Here is a 15508-nt window from a genome sequence, read left to right on the forward strand (position 1 = left end):
CACCTCGGTCCGCCCGGCCGTCACCGCGTGCCACCCGTACCGCCGCTGTGCCCGTGCGTCCGTCCCAGGTCCCCTACGAATGCCGGGCTGTCGACCTGGGTGGACCGCATACCGGGGGCCACCGGGCCGGCGCTCGCCCCCACCGCGTACGCCGCGCCGAACATCACCACGAGGAGCGCTATGAAGCCGGCGAGAGCGGGCGGCGGCGCCCACCGCTTCAGCGCGGTGATCGCCAGGGTCGGGTACTCAAGCCGGTCCGTCATCGTCACTCCGGATACTTGTACTCGGTTCCAGACGGACGAGGTGCCGGTCAGCCGTGCCGGAGCCGGGACGGCACTTCCTCCGGCGAGGTAGTCGCAGAGAAGCGGGAGGAAGTTCCCGCGACTTTTCTTCTCCGTACGCCCGCCTCGTTTCCGTACGCCCGCCCGTGCGGGGTGTCGGGAGCGAGGTCACAGGGCCGGACCCTTATGGACCTCTTGCTCCGTATGTCACTCTGGCCGGGCGCATCGGGTCACCCGCCCGCCGCACGCCCCGGCCGACCGACCGACTCGGAAAATGCCCATGTCCCTGCCGTTCCCGTACCGAGCCGTCCCCGCCGTGCTGGCCGGTGCCGTGACCGCCCTGCTGGCGGCGTGCACCCCCTCGACCGCCGCCGGTGCGGCGGTATCCGCTTCCGTCCCGGCCGCCACACCCCCGGCGGTGGTCACCGCCGCCGCCGTGCCCGCTCCGGTGCCTGTTCCTGCCCCTGCCCCTGCTTCCGCGCCCGTGGTCTCCACGCTGTCCATACCCGCCGCGGGTGTCACCGGGCTGCGCGTGGTTCCGTACGAGGGCACCACCGACGACATACCGGGAACCCGTATCCAGGACCTCGGCGTGGCGGCCAGCCCTTACGGGAAGCGGGGCGGGGTCGGGCCGGGCCAGGTGGGCAATTTCCTGGTCACCGCGCACCGCATGTCGGCCGGTGGTCCGCTGGGGGACCTGCCCGCCGTCGAGCAGGGCGACACGGTCCTCGTGACCGTGGGCGAGGTGGTGTACACCTACGAGATCACCGCGACCCGCAAGACGTCCTTCCGGTCGGAGCGCTCGCTGAGCGAACAGCGCGCCGCCGTGCCCGGGACACCCGGGGCGGCACCCACCCAAGCCATGATCACGATCTCGACCTGCGCCACACCGGAGGACCACGCCGAGGGCAACTTCTGGAGCGACGCCCAGGGCAATCCCGAGCACCGCATCGACAAGATAGGCGTGCTGCGCAAGACCTCCCCTAAGGCCTGAGCCGCCGGTGCGCGGCGCGCGCGTGGCCGAGGCGGGCGATGGCGGTTCCCGTGCCCGCCGCGGCGAGGAGGCAGGCGAGACGTACCAGGTCGTAGGGGGTCTCCCAGCTGAGCTCACCCACGGGCGCGGTCGCGAAGACGTTGAGGACGAGCCAGCAGAGCAGGGCGGTCCCCGGGGCGGCGGTGAGGCGGGCTCCGGTGCTCACCACGGCCACGGCGAGGGAGAGCGCCATGAGGTCGACGGTGGGGTCGTCCGGTCCGTCCAGGAGGTTCAGCACGGCGACCAGGGCGACGGCCGCGACGGCCGCCGCGGCCCAGACCGAGGTGGTCGCGGCAGGGCTGGGTACGGGACGAATGCCTGAGCTGATCCGTTTCCACTCGACCATGCGACGCCTCCTTCGCGCGATGCCCCGCCGTCGGGGCTCTCGGAGATGATGCCCCACCGGGGGAGCACGCCCGGAGCCGTGAGCGGAGCCGGGCTGCTGCGTCGTCCGCCCCCGGCCGCTCGAAAGGTGCGTCGCCAAAGTGGCTGCAGAGGTGGGGACTTCGCGGTTCCCCTCCGTCGGGCACCGCACACACCGGGGGTTTGCCGTGCCCGTTCCGGGCCTGAGCGGTACACCGTCCGCCGGCGTCGGTGCCGGGTGAGCGGGGAATACTGGCTGAATGCGCCAGACACCGCCGCCCGCCGTGGTCCCGGAGCCGATAACGGCAGACCCGCCGCGCCCGGTGGACCGCCCCCTGCTCACCCAGTCCTGGCTCGACCTGGCGTTCCTGCACTGGGTCGCCGACCCGGCCCAGGTCGCCCCGCTGCTGCCCGCCGGCACCGTGCCGGACACCCTGGACGGGGTCACCTACGTCGGCCTGGTGGCCTTCCGCATGCACAAGGTCGGCTGGTTCCGCCTTCCCGGCGTCCCCTACCTGGGTTCCTTCCCCGAGACCAACGTCCGCCTCTACTCGGTCGACGCCCGTGGCCGCCGGGCCGTGGTCTTCCGCTCGCTGGACGCCTCCCGGCTGATCCCGGTGGCCGTCGGGCGGGCCGCGTTCCGACTGCCGTACGTCTGGTCCCGGATGACGGTCCGTCATGACGGCGACACGGTCACGTACGCCGGCAGCCGACGCCGGCCCGGCCCGCGCGGCGCGCACAGCCGGATCGCCGTACGTGTGGGTGGGCGCATCGCGGAGCCGACGGCCTTGGAGCACTTCCTGACCGCCCGCTGGGGCATGCACACACAGCTCTTCGGCCGGCCGCTGTACGTCCCGAACGCGCATCCGCGCTGGCCGCTGCACCGCGCCGAGCTCCTCGGCTGCGACGAGGACCTGGTGGCCGCGGCAGGCCTGCCCGCCCCGGCCGGGCCGCCCGTGAGCGTGCTCTACTCACCCGGGGTCCCCGTACGGTTCGGGCGGCCGTCCCTGGGGCGCGCCTGACGCGGGTACGACACCCGCCAGCGGCCTAGACGGTCGTGCGGGGCTCGCTGTGGCCGGCTGTGTCGTTCGCCACCTCGGCGGACGGCGCCGCCTGGCCCGGGGCGGTCAGCGGGCCGGCGAGATAGGCCAGCAGTCCGGCGATCTCGTGGCCGGCCTCGGCAGGGTGGCGAAAGCGGGCGCCGGGGGCGACGACGTAGCGGTTGCGCCGCCCGTCCCGGGTCCTGCTGAGGTACCCGTCCGCCTGCAGGTCCGTGACGATCGCCTGTACGGTGCGCTCGGTCAGACCGCAGTCCACCGCGATGTCGCGCAGCCGGATGCCCGGGTCGCGCGCGATGGCGATCAGAACCCGGGCATGGTTCGTCAGGAAGGTCCAGCCGTTGCGGCGGGGACCTGTGTGCTCGCTCTCCACACCGTCATTCTTGAGGGATGACTCACGAAATGCAATTCCAGAACCGGTTTTCCGGTATTACTTGACGTGTGTCTCCGGCCCCGACAGGGTGCAGGGGAAGCGGAAGCAGAGTTCCGCATGACCAGAGCTATCGAGCGACGCACCGCACCGCAAGCACACGTGCCCAAGGAGCGAAGACGATGACCTTCACGGCCAAGGCCGAGGCCATGACCCCGACGACGATCCCGACGACGGCCACCCCCGGCGGTGGTACCGGCGAAGCCCCCGCACTCGGCGGGCTGCCGGACGTGCCCTGCCCCCGGGAACTGTCGACCCGCGACGCCCGGGAGCTGACCCGCGTCTTCTTCGAACGGCTGCAGAGCCTCGAAGAGGGGACCCGCGAGTACCAGTACGTGCGCAACACCCTGATCGAGATGAACATCTCACTGGTGCAGTTCGCCGCACGCCCGTTCCGCGACCGCCCCGGCGGCCCCGAGAACGAGGACATCATCCAGGTCGGCATCATCGGACTGATCAAGGCCATCGACCGCTACGACCCCGAGCGCAACACCCAGCTCACCACGCTCGCCCTGCCCTACATCACGGGCGAGATCAAGCGCCACTTCCGGGACACCACCTGGGCCGTACGCGTGCCGCGCCGCCTCCAGGAGCTGCGCCTGGAGCTCGCGAAGGCCACGGAGGAGCTGACCGCCGAGACGGACCACGCGCCCACCCCCTCGGAACTCGCCGAGCGGCTGGACCTCACCGAGGACGAGGTCCGCCAGGGCCTGGTCGCGGCCAACGGCTACTCCACGCAGTCCCTCGACGTACCCCAGGACGGTCCCGCCGGCGGCAGCCAGGTGTCCACGGCCGCCCGGACCGCGCGCAGCCTCGCCGAGACCATGGGTGACATCGACCCCGCCCTGGAGGCGGTCGAGGACCGGCACGCCCTCGCGCCGCTGCTCGCCGACCTGGACGAGCGCTCCACCCAGATCCTGGAGCTGCGCTTCGGCCAGGAGATGACCCAGGCGGAGATCGGCGAGGAGATCGGCCTCTCCCAGATGCAGGTCTCCCGTGTGCTCACCCGCACGCTTGGCTCCCTGCGCGCGGAGCTGCTGCACGCCTGACCGGGACACCTGGCTCGAAGCGCCCGACGCGAACGCCCGACGCGGGCACGCCCGAACCCGCCCGACCGGCCCACCGGCCGTCGGGTTCAGGCGTGCCCGGGTCGGCCCGTCCGCAGGCGTTCGGCGTCGATCTCGGCCCAGACGACCTTGCCGCGCCCGACCGCCTGGACGCCCCAGCGGTCGGCGATCCGGTGTACCAGGCGCAGGCCGTGCCCGCCCGGGCGGCCCGGACGGCCAGGACGCACGGCGGGCAGCGGTCGCGGGAGCCCTCCGTGGCCGTCGTACACCTCGATGCGGAACACGTCCCCGGCGCGGAGCCTGAGCTCGTGGCAGCCGCCGGCGTGCAGCTTGGCGTTGGTGACGAGTTCCGACACGACCAGGACCGCGTCCTCGGCGGTGTCCTGACCGTCCCACCCCCAGTCCTCCAGCGCCTCTCGGGTGAATCGGCGGCCCCGGGCGACCTGCCGGAAGGCGTCGCGCAGGGCGAGCCGGCGGAGCTGGGGGAAGGCCGGCCCCCGTGCGTCCGGTACGGGCCCGCCGGTGTCCGGTCCGATGGTCTGCACTGCGCACTCACCTCGTCCTCGGCTGTCGTGTCGTGGTCGCTTGTACCCGCCATCGCGGAACGGACGCCCTGTTTGTCCACACAGGGGCCGGGCACGTGCGACGGGACCCGTCCCCGAGCCCCATCCAGAGGAGTCATGAACAGCCTTCTTCAAGTCCCGGCCGTCCTGGGCGGCGCGATCGTGCTCACCCTCGTCGCAGGCAAGCTCACCGACCTGCTGCTGCGGCGCGCGGGCGCCCGCCACCCCGAGACGCCGCTCTGGAACATGCTGCGCCGCTGCCGCACCTCGGTACGGGTCCTGCTGTTCGCGACGGTGCTGCGCGCCGTGTACCGGCAGATCGCATGGCAGCCACTGCAGGAGCACGAGACGGCCGTGGGCAGAATCCTGACGCTCGTACTGATCGGTGCGAGCGCGTGGTGCGTCGTCCTCGTCACCTCCGCCGTGGTCGAGTCCTCGTACGCCCGCTACGCGCTCGGCACGCGCGACCCGTCCCGCGTGCGCAGGGTCCGTACCCAGGTGACGCTGATCATGAGGATCGTCACCGCCGTGGTCGCCGTGGTGGCCGCCGCCGCGATGCTGCTGACCCTCCCCGGCCTCCGCGCCGTCGGGACCTCGCTGCTGGCCTCGGCCGGGATCATCGGCATCGTCGCGGGCGTGGCCGCGCAGTCCACTCTCGGCAACCTCTTCGCCGGATTCCAGATCGCCTTCGGCGACATGGTGCGGATCGGCGACACGGTCGTGGTGGCCGGCGAGTGGGGTGTGGTCGAGGAGATCACGCTCACCTTCCTGGCCGTGCGCACCTGGGACGAACGCCGGATCACCATGCCCGTCTCGTACTTCACCGGGCGGCCCTTCGAGAACTGGTCGCGCGGCGGGATCCAGATGACCGGCACGGTCTTCCTGCACTGCGACCACACCACCCCCGTCCCGCTGATGCGCGAGAAGCTCAAGGAGATCCTGGACGGCTGCGAGGTGTGGGACGGCCGGGGCTGGGACCTGGCGGTCACCGACACGACGCCCAGCGCCATCGTGGTGCGGGCGATCGTCACCGCGAAGGACGCGGACGACCTGTGGACCGCCCGCTGCACGGTACGGGAACAGCTCGTCGCCTGGCTGGCCGAGAAGCACCCGTACGCCCTGCCGCGGGTCTCCACGTCCGCGGCCGCCGTCCCGTCGGAGTACGCGGACGGTGTTTCGAAACGGGCACCCGGGTCAGACGCGTGAGGGAGGAGTCCGAAGACATGCGCAAAGCCGAGGAGAGGAGTCGGGACATGCCGAAGGTGGCACACCTGCCGGGCCGTGCGGAGCACCTGTGGCAGTGGCAGGAGGACGCGGCGTGCCGGGCGCTCGGTACGGACCGGTTCTTCCACCCGGCGGGGGAGCGCGGCGAGGAGCGTTCCGTGCGGGAGCAGGAGGCCAAGGAGGTCTGCGCGCTGTGCCCGGTGCGGGCGCAGTGCCTGAGCCACGCGCTGCGCGTGCAGGAGCCGTACGGGGTGTGGGGCGGACTGACCGAGGACGAGCGACGGGCGCTGGGCGCGCGCAAGGCGGGCTGACCGGCCGGGTGCGCCGCGCCGTACGCGGCGGTCCACCCGGCCGGCAGGGCCACCGGCGAACCGGTCAGGGGCGCGCGCCCAGTTCCGCGACGATCGACGCGGGCGTGTGGCCGCTGCCGTCCGACAGGCGGTGGAAGTCGACGGAGACGAAGTTCGGGTCGCGGCCCCCGGTGGCCGACCGGCACTGCTCGGCGATGCGGCCGCGCAGCTTGGCGCCGTTGTCCAGGGCCGCCGTGAGGACGGTGGGCACGTTGCGGTGGTGGCTCATCGTGAACAGGCGCCGGAATCCGGGCTCCTGGCGGTCGAGCGGCACGTCGGACCAGCGGCTGACGCACGAGAGGTCGTTGCCCAGGTCACCGAGGCTCCAGAAGTTGCTCACGGTCCAGGACTTGTCGTACATGACGCCCAGGTGCTCCCGGTCGGACCGGTCGGAGAAGATCAGCAGCCGTTTGCCGGAGGTGACCAGGTCGGCCACCTTGGGCCAGCCGTGCTGTCGTACGCCCCACTCGTCGGGCCGGAACACCATGTCCTGCAGCCCCCTGACCCGGCCGAGGGACGCCTGCAGCTGATCGGCGCCGACGTAGTCCTCCAGGAAGACGGTCACGACCTCCTGCGGATGGGCGGCGAGGAAGTCCACCACGGTCTGCATCGTGCCGTGGAAGGTCTGCCGCGGCAGGGCGTACGTGGCTCCGGCGAAGGTCTTGCAGTCGCCGTGGCACAGGTACACGTCGCTGGGGTAGCAGTCGCTGCCGAAGCTGATGATGCACAGCCAGGTGCTGCGTTCGTACCAGTGCGTGTCCAGGCTCAGGCCGCGCACGCCGTTGTCGAGCTGGGCGCGTACGGACTCGGACTGGTTCACCGAGCTCCAGCGGGAGTCCTCGTAGTTGGTGAAGGCGTTGTGGGTGGTCAGGAAGGCGGCCTCGTCGAGCCGCCGGTCGCCCCAGCGGGCGGCCGCGGCGGCCGAGCTCGCGGTGGTCGGAGCGGCCTTGGCGGCCGTGGCCGCGGCGGGGGCCGCGGTCCGGGGCGAGGCGGCCGCTGTGGTCACCGTGCCCAGGAGGGCCAGCAGGAGGAGGCACACCAGGGCGCGCGACCGCACCCGTAATCGCATGTCCATGTCAATCGGCATGGCGCGGAGGATAGCGCGCGGGCCGTGGATCCGCCCCCCTGCGGACGCGGCCGGCTGTGGTCCGGAGGGCCGGGCTCGCGCACGTCGGCGAATCGAGGTTTGGTTGAAGCATGACCCGGCGGCGCGTACCGGTGCCACGGCACCGGTCGCCGCACCACGCCCCCGGCGTGCCGGAGGAGGGCGGAGCGATGCCTGCACCTGCACCTTCACCTGGACTTGTGCCTGGACCCGCACCCGGGGCCCGACGCGCACCCCGACCGATGTCCGGTCGCCGCCGGTGCGCGGCAGCCCTCGTCGTGGCGGCGGTCTGCTCCTCGATGCTCGTCGCACCGGAACTCGCCGCGGCCCGGGCGGAGCCCTCGCCCCCACCCTCGCAGACCGTCCCCCGGCTGGACTGGAGCCCCTGCAAACCCGGCAGCCCGTACGACTGCGCCACCGCCAAGGTGCCGCTGGACCACGCGGCCCCCGCCGGCCGCACCATCGACCTGGCCGTCGTCCGCCGGAAGGCGGGCGACCCCGCGAAGCGCATCGGCACCCTGTTCGTCAACCCCGGCGGACCCGGCGGCCCCGGGACGGTGCAGGTGCCGCAGAACTACGACTCCTTCCCGAAGGATCTGCGCGAGCGGTTCGACATCGTCAGCTGGGACCCCAGGGGCATCGGCAACAGCACCGCGGTGAACTGCTTCGACAGCCCCGAGGAGGCCCAGGCCTGGGGGGCGGGCAAGCCGGGCGGCTTCCCGGTGGGCGAGAAGGAGCGCACGACCTGGATCGACGCGTACGAGGACCTGGGCCGCCGCTGCGAGAAGCGCGACCCGGACCTCCTGCGCCACGTCTCGACCGCCGACACCGCCCAGGACCTCGACCTGCTGCGCCGGGCCGTGGGGGAGCCGCAGCTCAACTACCTCGGCGTCTCCTACGGCACGATCCTCGGCGCCACCTACGCCAACCTGTTCCCCGACAAGGTCCGCGCCATGGTCCTCGACAGCAACATCGACCCGCTGGCGTGGACGAACAACGCCTCGACGAGCGAACCCCGGACCACGACCCTCCTGCGCATGGGCTCGGACCGTACCGCGGCGGCGACCCTCGACAAGTTCCTCGACCTCTGCGGATCGGCCACCACCGCCCGCTGCGCCTTCTCGGCCGGCAGCCCGGAAGCCACCCGCGACAAGTTCGACCAGCTGATGGGGCGCCTGCGCGAGCACCCGGTGGGTCCGTGGACGTACGCCAACACCGTTGCCAACGCGGTCAACAGCCTCTACATAGTCCACCCCGGCTGGACCGATCTCGCCGGCCGCCTCCAGGAGCTCTGGCAGGGCCGCGCCCCGAAGCCGGCTCAGTACCCGCCCCCGCCCCCGGTCGCGAACCCGAGTCCGTACCTGGGTGACGAACAGGCGGGAGCCGTGTGGTGCGGCGACAGCCCCAACCCGAGCGACCCGGCCGTCTACCACGGTCTGGAGGAGGACAGCGCCCAGCGCGCCGGCGATGCCGGACGCTATTGGACCTGGGCCGGTGAGCCCTGCGCCACCTGGCCGGCCCGGGCCGCCAACCGGTACGACGGCCCGTGGAACAAGCCCACGGCGAACCCCGTCCTGGTGGTCGGTACCACGTACGACCCCTCGACACCCCACTCGGACGCCCAGGCCATGGCCGAGGAGCTGGCCGACGCCCGGCTGCTCACGAACAACGGGTACGGCCACACAGCACTCTTCAACAATTCGAGCACCTGCATCAACACCTACGAGAGCCGCTACTTCATCGACGGCACGCTCCCGCCGCCCGGCACGACCTGCCAGCCGGACCGGCTCCCCTTCTCCTGACGTGCCCCGTTCGCCTGACGTGCCCCGCTCGCCTGACGTGCCCGGCGGCCGGGTCACGGGACGAGGACGACCTTCCCGGCGACCGTGCCGGACTCGGCGAGGCGCATCGCCTCGGCGGCGCGGGCCAGCGGGATCTCGGCCGCGACCTTGGCGGTGATCTCGCCGTGCTGGAGGGCCGTGAACACCCGGGTGAGGTCGGAGCGCAGGCGTGCCCGGAAGCGGTCCTTGGCGTAGGCGCGCCCGGCCCACACGTTGAAGAAGTACGCGCGGCGGCCGTTGGGCAGCGCGTTCCACACCCACACCCGGCCGAGCAGCTTGAGCACCGGCCACGAGCCGGAGCCCTCGTCGTCGCGGGTGGCGGCGCTGCCGTAGGAGACGAGCGTGCCGCCGGGGGCCAGGAGCCGCCAGGAATCGAGGATGCCGTCGCCGCCCACGTGGTCGAACACCGCGTCCACTCCGCGGGGGGCGAGGGCCCGTACCCGTGCGGGCACGTTCCCGGAGCGGTAGTCGATGGGGGTGACGCCGAGCGCGCGCAGCGCGTCGTGGTGGCGTGTGGAGGCGGTGCCGATCACCTGGGCGCCCGCGGCCAGCGCCAGCTGGACCAGGATCGAGCCGACACCGCCGTTCGCGCCGTGGACCAGGACGGTCTGGCCGGAGCGCACCCGGGCCTTGCGGTGGAGCATCTGCCAGGCGGTGATGCCGTTGACCACTGCGGTCTCCGCATCCACCGGGCTGACGCCCTCCGGTACCTCCACCACGTCGGCGGCGGTGAGCGCGACGTGGCTCGCCCAGCCTCCGGTCTTCGTCAGGGCGGCGACCCGCTTGCCGAGCAGCGCGGAGCCGACGCCCTCGCCCACGGCCAGCACCGTGCCGACCAGGTCGTATCCGGGGACGAAGGGGAACGGCGGCTGGTCGTAGTACCGGCCGCGCCGCATCTGCTGCTCGGCGAAGGACACGCCCGTCGCCTCCATGGCGACGACCACCTGGCCGGCCGCCGGGACCGGGACGGGGCCGCGGTGGAACTGCAGGCCCTCCGGCTCGACCTTGCCCGGCAGAACGACCTCGACCCGCTCGACGGTGTTCGTCATCATGACCTCCATGGGGTTTCTGCATCTCGTGTTCGTTAGAAGCTGTAACAAGAGTGATCGCCTATCTCGCCGATGTCAAGGGAGCGGCCCATCCGATCGTGAGTGGATATGCCGATGGTGATAGCCTCTAACTCACCGGGTGGTGAAGGGCGAGCGGTGAGAGGCGGCGGGCATGACGGGCAGTACGAAGACCCCACGGGAGCGGTACCGGCAGCAGGTGCGTGAGGAGGTCAAGGAGAAGGCCTGGCAGCAGATCGCCGGCTCCGGCGCCTCCGCGCTCTCCCTCAATGCGATCGCCAAACAGATGGGCATGAGCGGACCGGCGCTCTACCGGTACTTCGCCAACCGCGACGAGCTGATCACCGAACTCATCCGCGACGCCTACCGAAGCCTCGCCGACGCCTTCATCGCCGCCGCCGACGGGGGAGCGGGCCGGCCCGGCCTTCCCGGGCTGGCGCACGTGCTGCGCCGCTGGGCTCTGGCGGACCCGCACCGCTACTTCCTCGTCTACGGCACCCCGGTGCCCGGATACCACGCGCCGCCGGACGTCACCGCGATCGCCTCGGAACTGATGTCCGTCCTGCTGGACGCCTGCGCCACCCCGGACACGGAGCCGCACGCCTTCGAGGACCACCTGGCCGCGCACCGCGCATGGGCCGGCAGCCACCCGGACGCCCCGCCGTCGGCGCTGCACCTGGCCCTGACGTTCTGGAGCCGCCTGCACGGCGTGCTGTCACTGGAACTGGCGGGCCACTTCACCGGCATGGGCCTGGACCCGGCCCTGCTCTTCGACGCCGAGGTCGACCGCCTCGTGACGCCCTGAGCCGCGTCAGATCCAGAACAAGAACCGGTCGAGCCGACTCCTCGCGTGGGAACTCGGCGTCGCCGCGGCGTCGAGTTCCCGCAACAGCGTCCAGAGGGACTGCCGGTGGCCGTCGGTCACGGGCACCGCCGCGCTCACAGCCCGGTGACCTTGGCGCTCGCCGACAGCTCGTAGACCAGGGTGACCGTCCGCCGGCCGCCCGGGGCGAGCGCGACGTCCCAGCGGGCGATGCCCTCGGAATCGACCGCGTCCGGCGCCGGCGAGCAGGCCTCCTTGCGCAGGCGCACCTCCACCGCCGAGACCTCGGAAACCGGGATCCGCTCCCGGACGACGACCACCCGTTCGCCGTGGTCCCCGGGAGCGGAGAACCGGGACAGGTGCAGCCGGACCGTGCGGGTCACCACCGTCCGCTGGGTGAATCCGGCCGAGTCGCGGGACTCCTCGGCATACCGGACCACCCTGTGGTCGTCGCAGCTGCCGAAGGCCAGCTCGACCGGAGCCCCCGGGGCGGTGAAATCCAGCGTGCCGCGGCCGCTGAACCCGCTGCCGCGGACCAGGTCCACGGGACCCGCCAGCAGTGCGTGGCCGGACCGGTTGTCGAAGGAAACCACCCGGGTGACCAGCGGGGACAGCTCGGGGGAGCAGGCGTACTCGCTGCTCGCGGCCGTGCTGAAAGAGGACAGCGGCACCCGGTGGGCGCGGCCGTCCCCGCGTACGGAGACCGGTACGGGGGAGTGCAGCACCCGCGCCTCGCCCCCGTCGTCCACCCCGGGCAGGCCGAGCACCGGGGCCGCCGGACCGAGGTCCCCGATCTCCTCCTCGCGCAGTTCGACGTCGACCGTCCGGCGCTCCGCCGCCGTGCGGTCACCCAGCGTGAGACGGTCCTCGTCCAGCCGCGGGGGCTCGGTGGCCAGCGCCGACCGGGCCGTCGACAGGGTCAGCCGTACGCCGGACCAGTCCTCGCCGGTGCGCTGCCAGACCATCGCGTCGGTTTCCAGCGTCAGCGCGTCCCCGTCCAGGACGGCCCGGTAGGCGGGCCGCCACAGCGCGCACGGGGTGAGGTGGCTCAGGCGCAGCCGGACCGGACCGGCGGCCGCGCTGTCCACGGTCAGCTCGATATGACCGACCAGCTCGGCGGGCTCGGTCTCGGAGCGGTCCATGGCCTGCCGGGTCTCCCCGAGTTCGACGGCGAGGGCGGCCAACCGGGCGTCGACGGCGCGCAGTTGCTCACCGTACGTATCGCGCTCGCCGTCCACCCGGTCCATCTCGCGGGCCCAGCGGGGCCCGTCGGTCTCCCCGGAACCGGCGCCCTCGCCGATCTCCCGCAGCAGATCGGCGGCGAGCCGGCCGAGCACGTCGAGCCGGGCGTGCAGCCGATCGCGCCGCTGCCCCAGGGCGAGCTGCTCCTCTTCGAGGACGTGCACGCGCAGGCGCAGGGCGGAGTCCTCGTCGGCGGACGGCAGCGGTCCGCGCGGCTCCCAGCTGCGGACGATCCGTACGTCGAGCACGGTGGCCGGGTGCTCGGCGGCCAGCTCGGCGTGCAGGGTGCGGTCGACGGCCAGCGCGCTGACCGGACCGAGCCGCAGCCGCTGGACCCCCGCCTCCAGGTCCAGCACGACGGCGCGCTCGATGTGGGCGCGGTCCTCCAGGCAGGTGACGGCGGTGACGGGAAGGGCGATCGGCTTCGGGGCCGTGGACATGATGGGTGTCAGCTCCTGCGGTTGCCGCCGACCAGGGCCTTGCCGGCCGGGATGCGGATCTCGTAGCCGCCGTCGAGGGCGGTGGTCCCCCCGGCGGGCAGGTCCACCCGCCAGACGCGGGTGCCCGGGGCGTGGTGTTCCGGCCCGGCGCCGTCCTCGGGTGTCGTCCAGCCGGCGCGCTCCTCGATCCGGACATCCGGATCGGAGGTGACGGGCACCCGCTCGTGGACCTCGACGGTGACGGGTCCGGCGAGCCGGTTGGCCAGTTCCACGTGGACCTGCTGGTCGAGCACCGTGGTGTTGTTGCGCAGGCCCGAGGTCGACTCGCGCAGGTTCGTACGACGGGTGACCCGGACGCCCTCGGCGGGTCCGAGCCCCACCCGGCGGACCCCGCCGGGGGCGAGCGTGGGCAGCGCGGCGGTCAGCAGGAAGTCCTCACCGACGGAGACCTCCACCGGGCCGGCCAGCAGCGCCTGGCCGGTGGCGTTGGAGAGCACCAGCGTCGCGTACACGGTCTGCTCCACGGACGGCACGCAGACGTACTCGGTGCGCAGACCGACCGGGATCTCCCCGACGGTGACGGTGTGCCAGGTGCCGTCCGACGGAATGTCGGCGCGGGCGGCGGCATCGAAGCGGTGGTCGAAGGAACCCGCCGACTCACGGGGCCGCACGGCGTGCCCGGGCAGCGGCAGCCCGCCCACCGCCTCGGCGCGGCGGCGGTGTTCGGCCGCCACCGGGTCGGCGGGGGAGTCCGCGAACAGCCGGCCCCTGCGAGCGCCCGGCTCGGCGGGGCCGCACAGGACGAGGGCGGCGTAGTCGAGTTCGGCGCCGCTCGGCTGCGGCGGACCGGCCACCGGTTCCGGCGCCGGAGCCGACGCGGGCGCCGGGGGAGCGGCCCGGCCGGGGGCCGCGGGAGCCGCGGGAGCAGGGGCCCCGCCGAAGCCCGTGCCGCCGCCCCGCGGCCTGCCTGCCGGCCGCGGGCGGGCCGGCTGGGCGAATGCGGGCAGCGCGCCGCCGACGCCGTCCGGGGCGGCGCCGTACACGCCGCCCGGCACCGGGAGCGCGCCGTATCCCTGCGGCGCGGCCGCGGCCGCCGGGGCGGGTGGCGGCGGCGGGGGCGGGGGCGGCGGTACGGGACCGGACGCGGAGCCGGCCCTGACGGCCGGGGGGACGACGGTCGGGGCCGGGCGGCGGGGGCCGGCCGCCTCGTAGCCGGCGAACAGGTCGGCGAGACCCGCCGGAGGCTCGCGCCAGCCGGACGGCGCGGGGGCGGGCTGTCGGCGCCCGATCCGGACCGAACGGAGCTTCGGCAGGTCGGTGCGGCGCCGCAGGTCGGCGGTGGCCAGCGCGATGCGCACACCGGTCCAGTCCTCGCCGGTGCGCTGGGCGACCGACGCGCGCAGCACCAGACGGCCGTCGCCGTCGCCCTGACGGTGCGTGAGCCGGTACGCCGGCACCCAGACGGCGCCCGGAACCCCGTACTCCAACTCCAGCTCGACCTCCCCGGCAACACCCTCGGCATCGCCGTCGGCGTCACCCGTGGCATCGAGCGTCAGGAGCGCGGAGACCGTGGTCTCCACGTGCGCCTGCGGAACATCGGTGGAGGCGCGGGCCAGCCGGTCCGCGGCGACGCCGAGCTCGTGCCCGACGAGGCGCAGCGCGTCCTCCAGCTCCACGAGGCGGGCGTGCAGCCCCGTCAGCCGCCCTTCGGTGAAGTCGGCGAGCTCCAGCCACGCGTCGACCGGGGTGCGGCGGGGCGGGGCCTCGGGATCAGGAGCCGGGGGCACCGGCCGCAGGGCCCTGACCTCGTCGATCAGCACCCGCTGCCGGTCCCGGCGGCCCTGCGCCGCGGCGTATTCGTCGCGCAGGCGTTCGACCTCGCGCCGCAAGGCGTCGGGTGCGCCGGCGCTGCGCGGCTCGGCCTCGACCTCCACCCGGGCCTCGGTCACGCGCACCCCGCGGGCGCCCAGCACACTCGCCCGCAGCGAGCCCGGGTCCAGCGAGCGGGGCAACCCCGTCACGCGCACCCGCCCGTCCGCCGGCATGGTGCCCCGGACCAGCCGGCGGCAGACCGCGCCCTGCGCGTACACCACGACCGAATCGAGGGCCGAACTCCACCGCTGTGCTGTCTCTGCCGTCATGTACTCCGCCCCCCGATGCGTCCGTGCCGGTCGAAGCCTACGCCCGAGCGGCCCGCGCGTCCGTGCCGAGACCCGATGTCAGTGGCCTGTCGTACGGTCAGGGTGTGTGCACGTCCGACGAAGTCCGCGAAATCGCCCTCGCCCTCCCGGAGACGACCGAGAAGGAAGCCTGGGCCATGCCCACCTTCCGGGTCGCCGGGAAGATGTTCCTGACCCTGCCCGACGACGGGACGTCGCTGGCCGTCCGCTGCCCCAAGGAGGAACGCGACGAGCTGGTCCGCGCCGAGCCCGGGAAGTTCTGGGTCGCGGACCACGAGGCGTCCTTCGCCTGGGTACGGGCCCGCCTGGCGGCCCTCGACGACACCGACGAGCTGCGTGCCATCGTCGTCGACTCCTGGCGCCAGGCCGCTCCGCCCGGCCTGCTCAAGGACCACCCCGACCTCGGGCCCCCGGGACCGTCCTGAGGCCCTGAGCGAGGCC

General features: G+C 73.4%; 16 protein-coding genes. 8 read left to right on the forward strand and 8 right to left on the reverse strand.

What is annotated here, in order from left to right:
- Positions 1–20 precede the first annotated feature (20 nt).
- Positions 21–263, reverse strand: a complete 243-nt coding sequence (locus tag ACFY0D_RS05920) for a hypothetical protein (RefSeq protein WP_390797172.1) — start codon at positions 261–263, stop codon at positions 21–23.
- Between the two features lie 298 nt (positions 264–561).
- On the opposite strand from ACFY0D_RS05920, the gene ACFY0D_RS05925 reads away from it, so the two are divergent.
- On the forward strand, positions 562–1275 hold the full coding sequence (locus ACFY0D_RS05925; protein ID WP_390797173.1) for a class E sortase: 714 nt from the start codon (positions 562–564) through the stop codon (positions 1273–1275).
- Here the strand turns inward: ACFY0D_RS05925 and ACFY0D_RS05930 are convergent.
- Positions 1265–1660 carry a DUF4118 domain-containing protein gene (locus tag ACFY0D_RS05930; RefSeq protein ID WP_390797174.1) on the reverse strand — a complete coding sequence of 132 codons (396 nt, stop codon included), beginning with the start codon at positions 1658–1660 and terminating at the stop codon, positions 1265–1267. The two genes, ACFY0D_RS05925 and ACFY0D_RS05930, sit on opposite strands and share 11 nt — an antisense overlap.
- Positions 1661–1937: 277 nt before the next feature.
- Between ACFY0D_RS05930 and ACFY0D_RS05935 the strand changes: the two genes are divergently transcribed.
- Positions 1938–2699 (forward strand): YqjF family protein, encoded by a 762-nt coding sequence (locus ACFY0D_RS05935; RefSeq protein WP_390797175.1) that lies wholly within the window; start codon positions 1938–1940, stop codon positions 2697–2699.
- A 25-nt stretch (positions 2700–2724) separates the two neighbouring features.
- On the opposite strand, the gene ACFY0D_RS05940 is transcribed toward ACFY0D_RS05935, so the two are convergent.
- Entirely contained in the window at positions 2725–3108 is a 384-nt protein-coding gene (locus ACFY0D_RS05940; protein WP_390797176.1) for a helix-turn-helix transcriptional regulator, read from the reverse strand.
- Between the two features lie 179 nt (positions 3109–3287).
- Between ACFY0D_RS05940 and ACFY0D_RS05945 the strand changes: the two genes are divergently transcribed.
- A complete protein-coding gene (locus ACFY0D_RS05945; RefSeq protein WP_390797177.1) occupies positions 3288–4214 on the forward strand; it encodes a SigB/SigF/SigG family RNA polymerase sigma factor in 927 nt (308 codons plus the stop codon).
- An 86-nt stretch (positions 4215–4300) separates the two neighbouring features.
- On the opposite strand, the gene ACFY0D_RS05950 is transcribed toward ACFY0D_RS05945, so the two are convergent.
- The gene (locus tag ACFY0D_RS05950; protein ID WP_390797178.1) at positions 4301–4777 is read right to left on the reverse strand and encodes an ATP-binding protein; all 477 of its coding nucleotides are present in this window, start codon (positions 4775–4777) and stop codon (positions 4301–4303) included.
- A 135-nt stretch (positions 4778–4912) separates the two neighbouring features.
- Here ACFY0D_RS05950 and ACFY0D_RS05955 point away from each other — a divergent pair, with 135 nt between their 5' ends.
- Both ACFY0D_RS05955 and ACFY0D_RS05960 read left to right on the forward strand, forming a co-directional pair.
- Positions 4913–6001 carry a mechanosensitive ion channel family protein gene (locus tag ACFY0D_RS05955; protein WP_390797179.1) on the forward strand — a complete coding sequence of 363 codons (1089 nt, stop codon included), beginning with the start codon at positions 4913–4915 and terminating at the stop codon, positions 5999–6001.
- 47 nt (positions 6002–6048) lie between these two features.
- Entirely contained in the window at positions 6049–6330 is a 282-nt protein-coding gene (locus tag ACFY0D_RS05960; RefSeq protein ID WP_390797180.1) for a WhiB family transcriptional regulator, read from the forward strand.
- Positions 6331–6394: 64 nt separating this feature from the next.
- Here ACFY0D_RS05960 and ACFY0D_RS05965 read toward each other — a convergent pair whose 3' ends face one another.
- Complete coding sequence (locus ACFY0D_RS05965; protein WP_390797181.1) at positions 6395–7456, reverse strand: PI-PLC domain-containing protein; 1062 nt, start codon at positions 7454–7456, stop codon at positions 6395–6397.
- A gap of 260 nt (positions 7457–7716) precedes the next feature.
- Here ACFY0D_RS05965 and ACFY0D_RS05970 point away from each other — a divergent pair, with 260 nt between their 5' ends.
- Positions 7717–9276 carry an alpha/beta hydrolase gene (locus tag ACFY0D_RS05970; RefSeq protein ID WP_390797182.1) on the forward strand — a complete coding sequence of 520 codons (1560 nt, stop codon included), beginning with the start codon at positions 7717–7719 and terminating at the stop codon, positions 9274–9276.
- A 53-nt stretch (positions 9277–9329) separates the two neighbouring features.
- Here the strand turns inward: ACFY0D_RS05970 and ACFY0D_RS05975 are convergent, their stop codons facing one another.
- A complete protein-coding gene (locus tag ACFY0D_RS05975; protein ID WP_390797183.1) occupies positions 9330–10376 on the reverse strand; it encodes a medium chain dehydrogenase/reductase family protein in 1047 nt (348 codons plus the stop codon).
- 160 nt (positions 10377–10536) lie between these two features.
- Here ACFY0D_RS05975 and ACFY0D_RS05980 point away from each other — a divergent pair, with 160 nt between their 5' ends.
- On the forward strand, positions 10537–11187 hold the full coding sequence (locus ACFY0D_RS05980; RefSeq protein WP_390797184.1) for a TetR/AcrR family transcriptional regulator: 651 nt from the start codon (positions 10537–10539) through the stop codon (positions 11185–11187).
- 134 nt (positions 11188–11321) lie between these two features.
- Here the strand turns inward: ACFY0D_RS05980 and ACFY0D_RS05985 are convergent, their stop codons facing one another.
- Both ACFY0D_RS05985 and ACFY0D_RS05990 read right to left on the reverse strand, forming a co-directional pair.
- Positions 11322–12887 carry a DUF4139 domain-containing protein gene (locus tag ACFY0D_RS05985; protein ID WP_390797185.1) on the reverse strand — a complete coding sequence of 522 codons (1566 nt, stop codon included), beginning with the start codon at positions 12885–12887 and terminating at the stop codon, positions 11322–11324.
- Positions 12888–12895: 8 nt separating this feature from the next.
- Positions 12896–15028 carry a DUF4139 domain-containing protein gene (locus ACFY0D_RS05990; RefSeq protein WP_390797186.1) on the reverse strand — a complete coding sequence of 711 codons (2133 nt, stop codon included), beginning with the start codon at positions 15026–15028 and terminating at the stop codon, positions 12896–12898.
- Positions 15029–15132: 104 nt separating this feature from the next.
- Between ACFY0D_RS05990 and ACFY0D_RS05995 the strand changes: the two genes are divergently transcribed.
- A complete protein-coding gene (locus tag ACFY0D_RS05995; RefSeq protein ID WP_390797187.1) occupies positions 15133–15492 on the forward strand; it encodes an MmcQ/YjbR family DNA-binding protein in 360 nt (119 codons plus the stop codon).
- The last annotated feature ends 16 nt before the right edge of the window (positions 15493–15508 follow it).

The sequence above is a fragment of the Streptomyces sp. NPDC001502 genome, assembly GCF_042894785.1.
In the GTDB taxonomy this organism is placed as follows: domain Bacteria; phylum Actinomycetota; class Actinomycetes; order Streptomycetales; family Streptomycetaceae; genus Streptomyces; species Streptomyces kutzneri.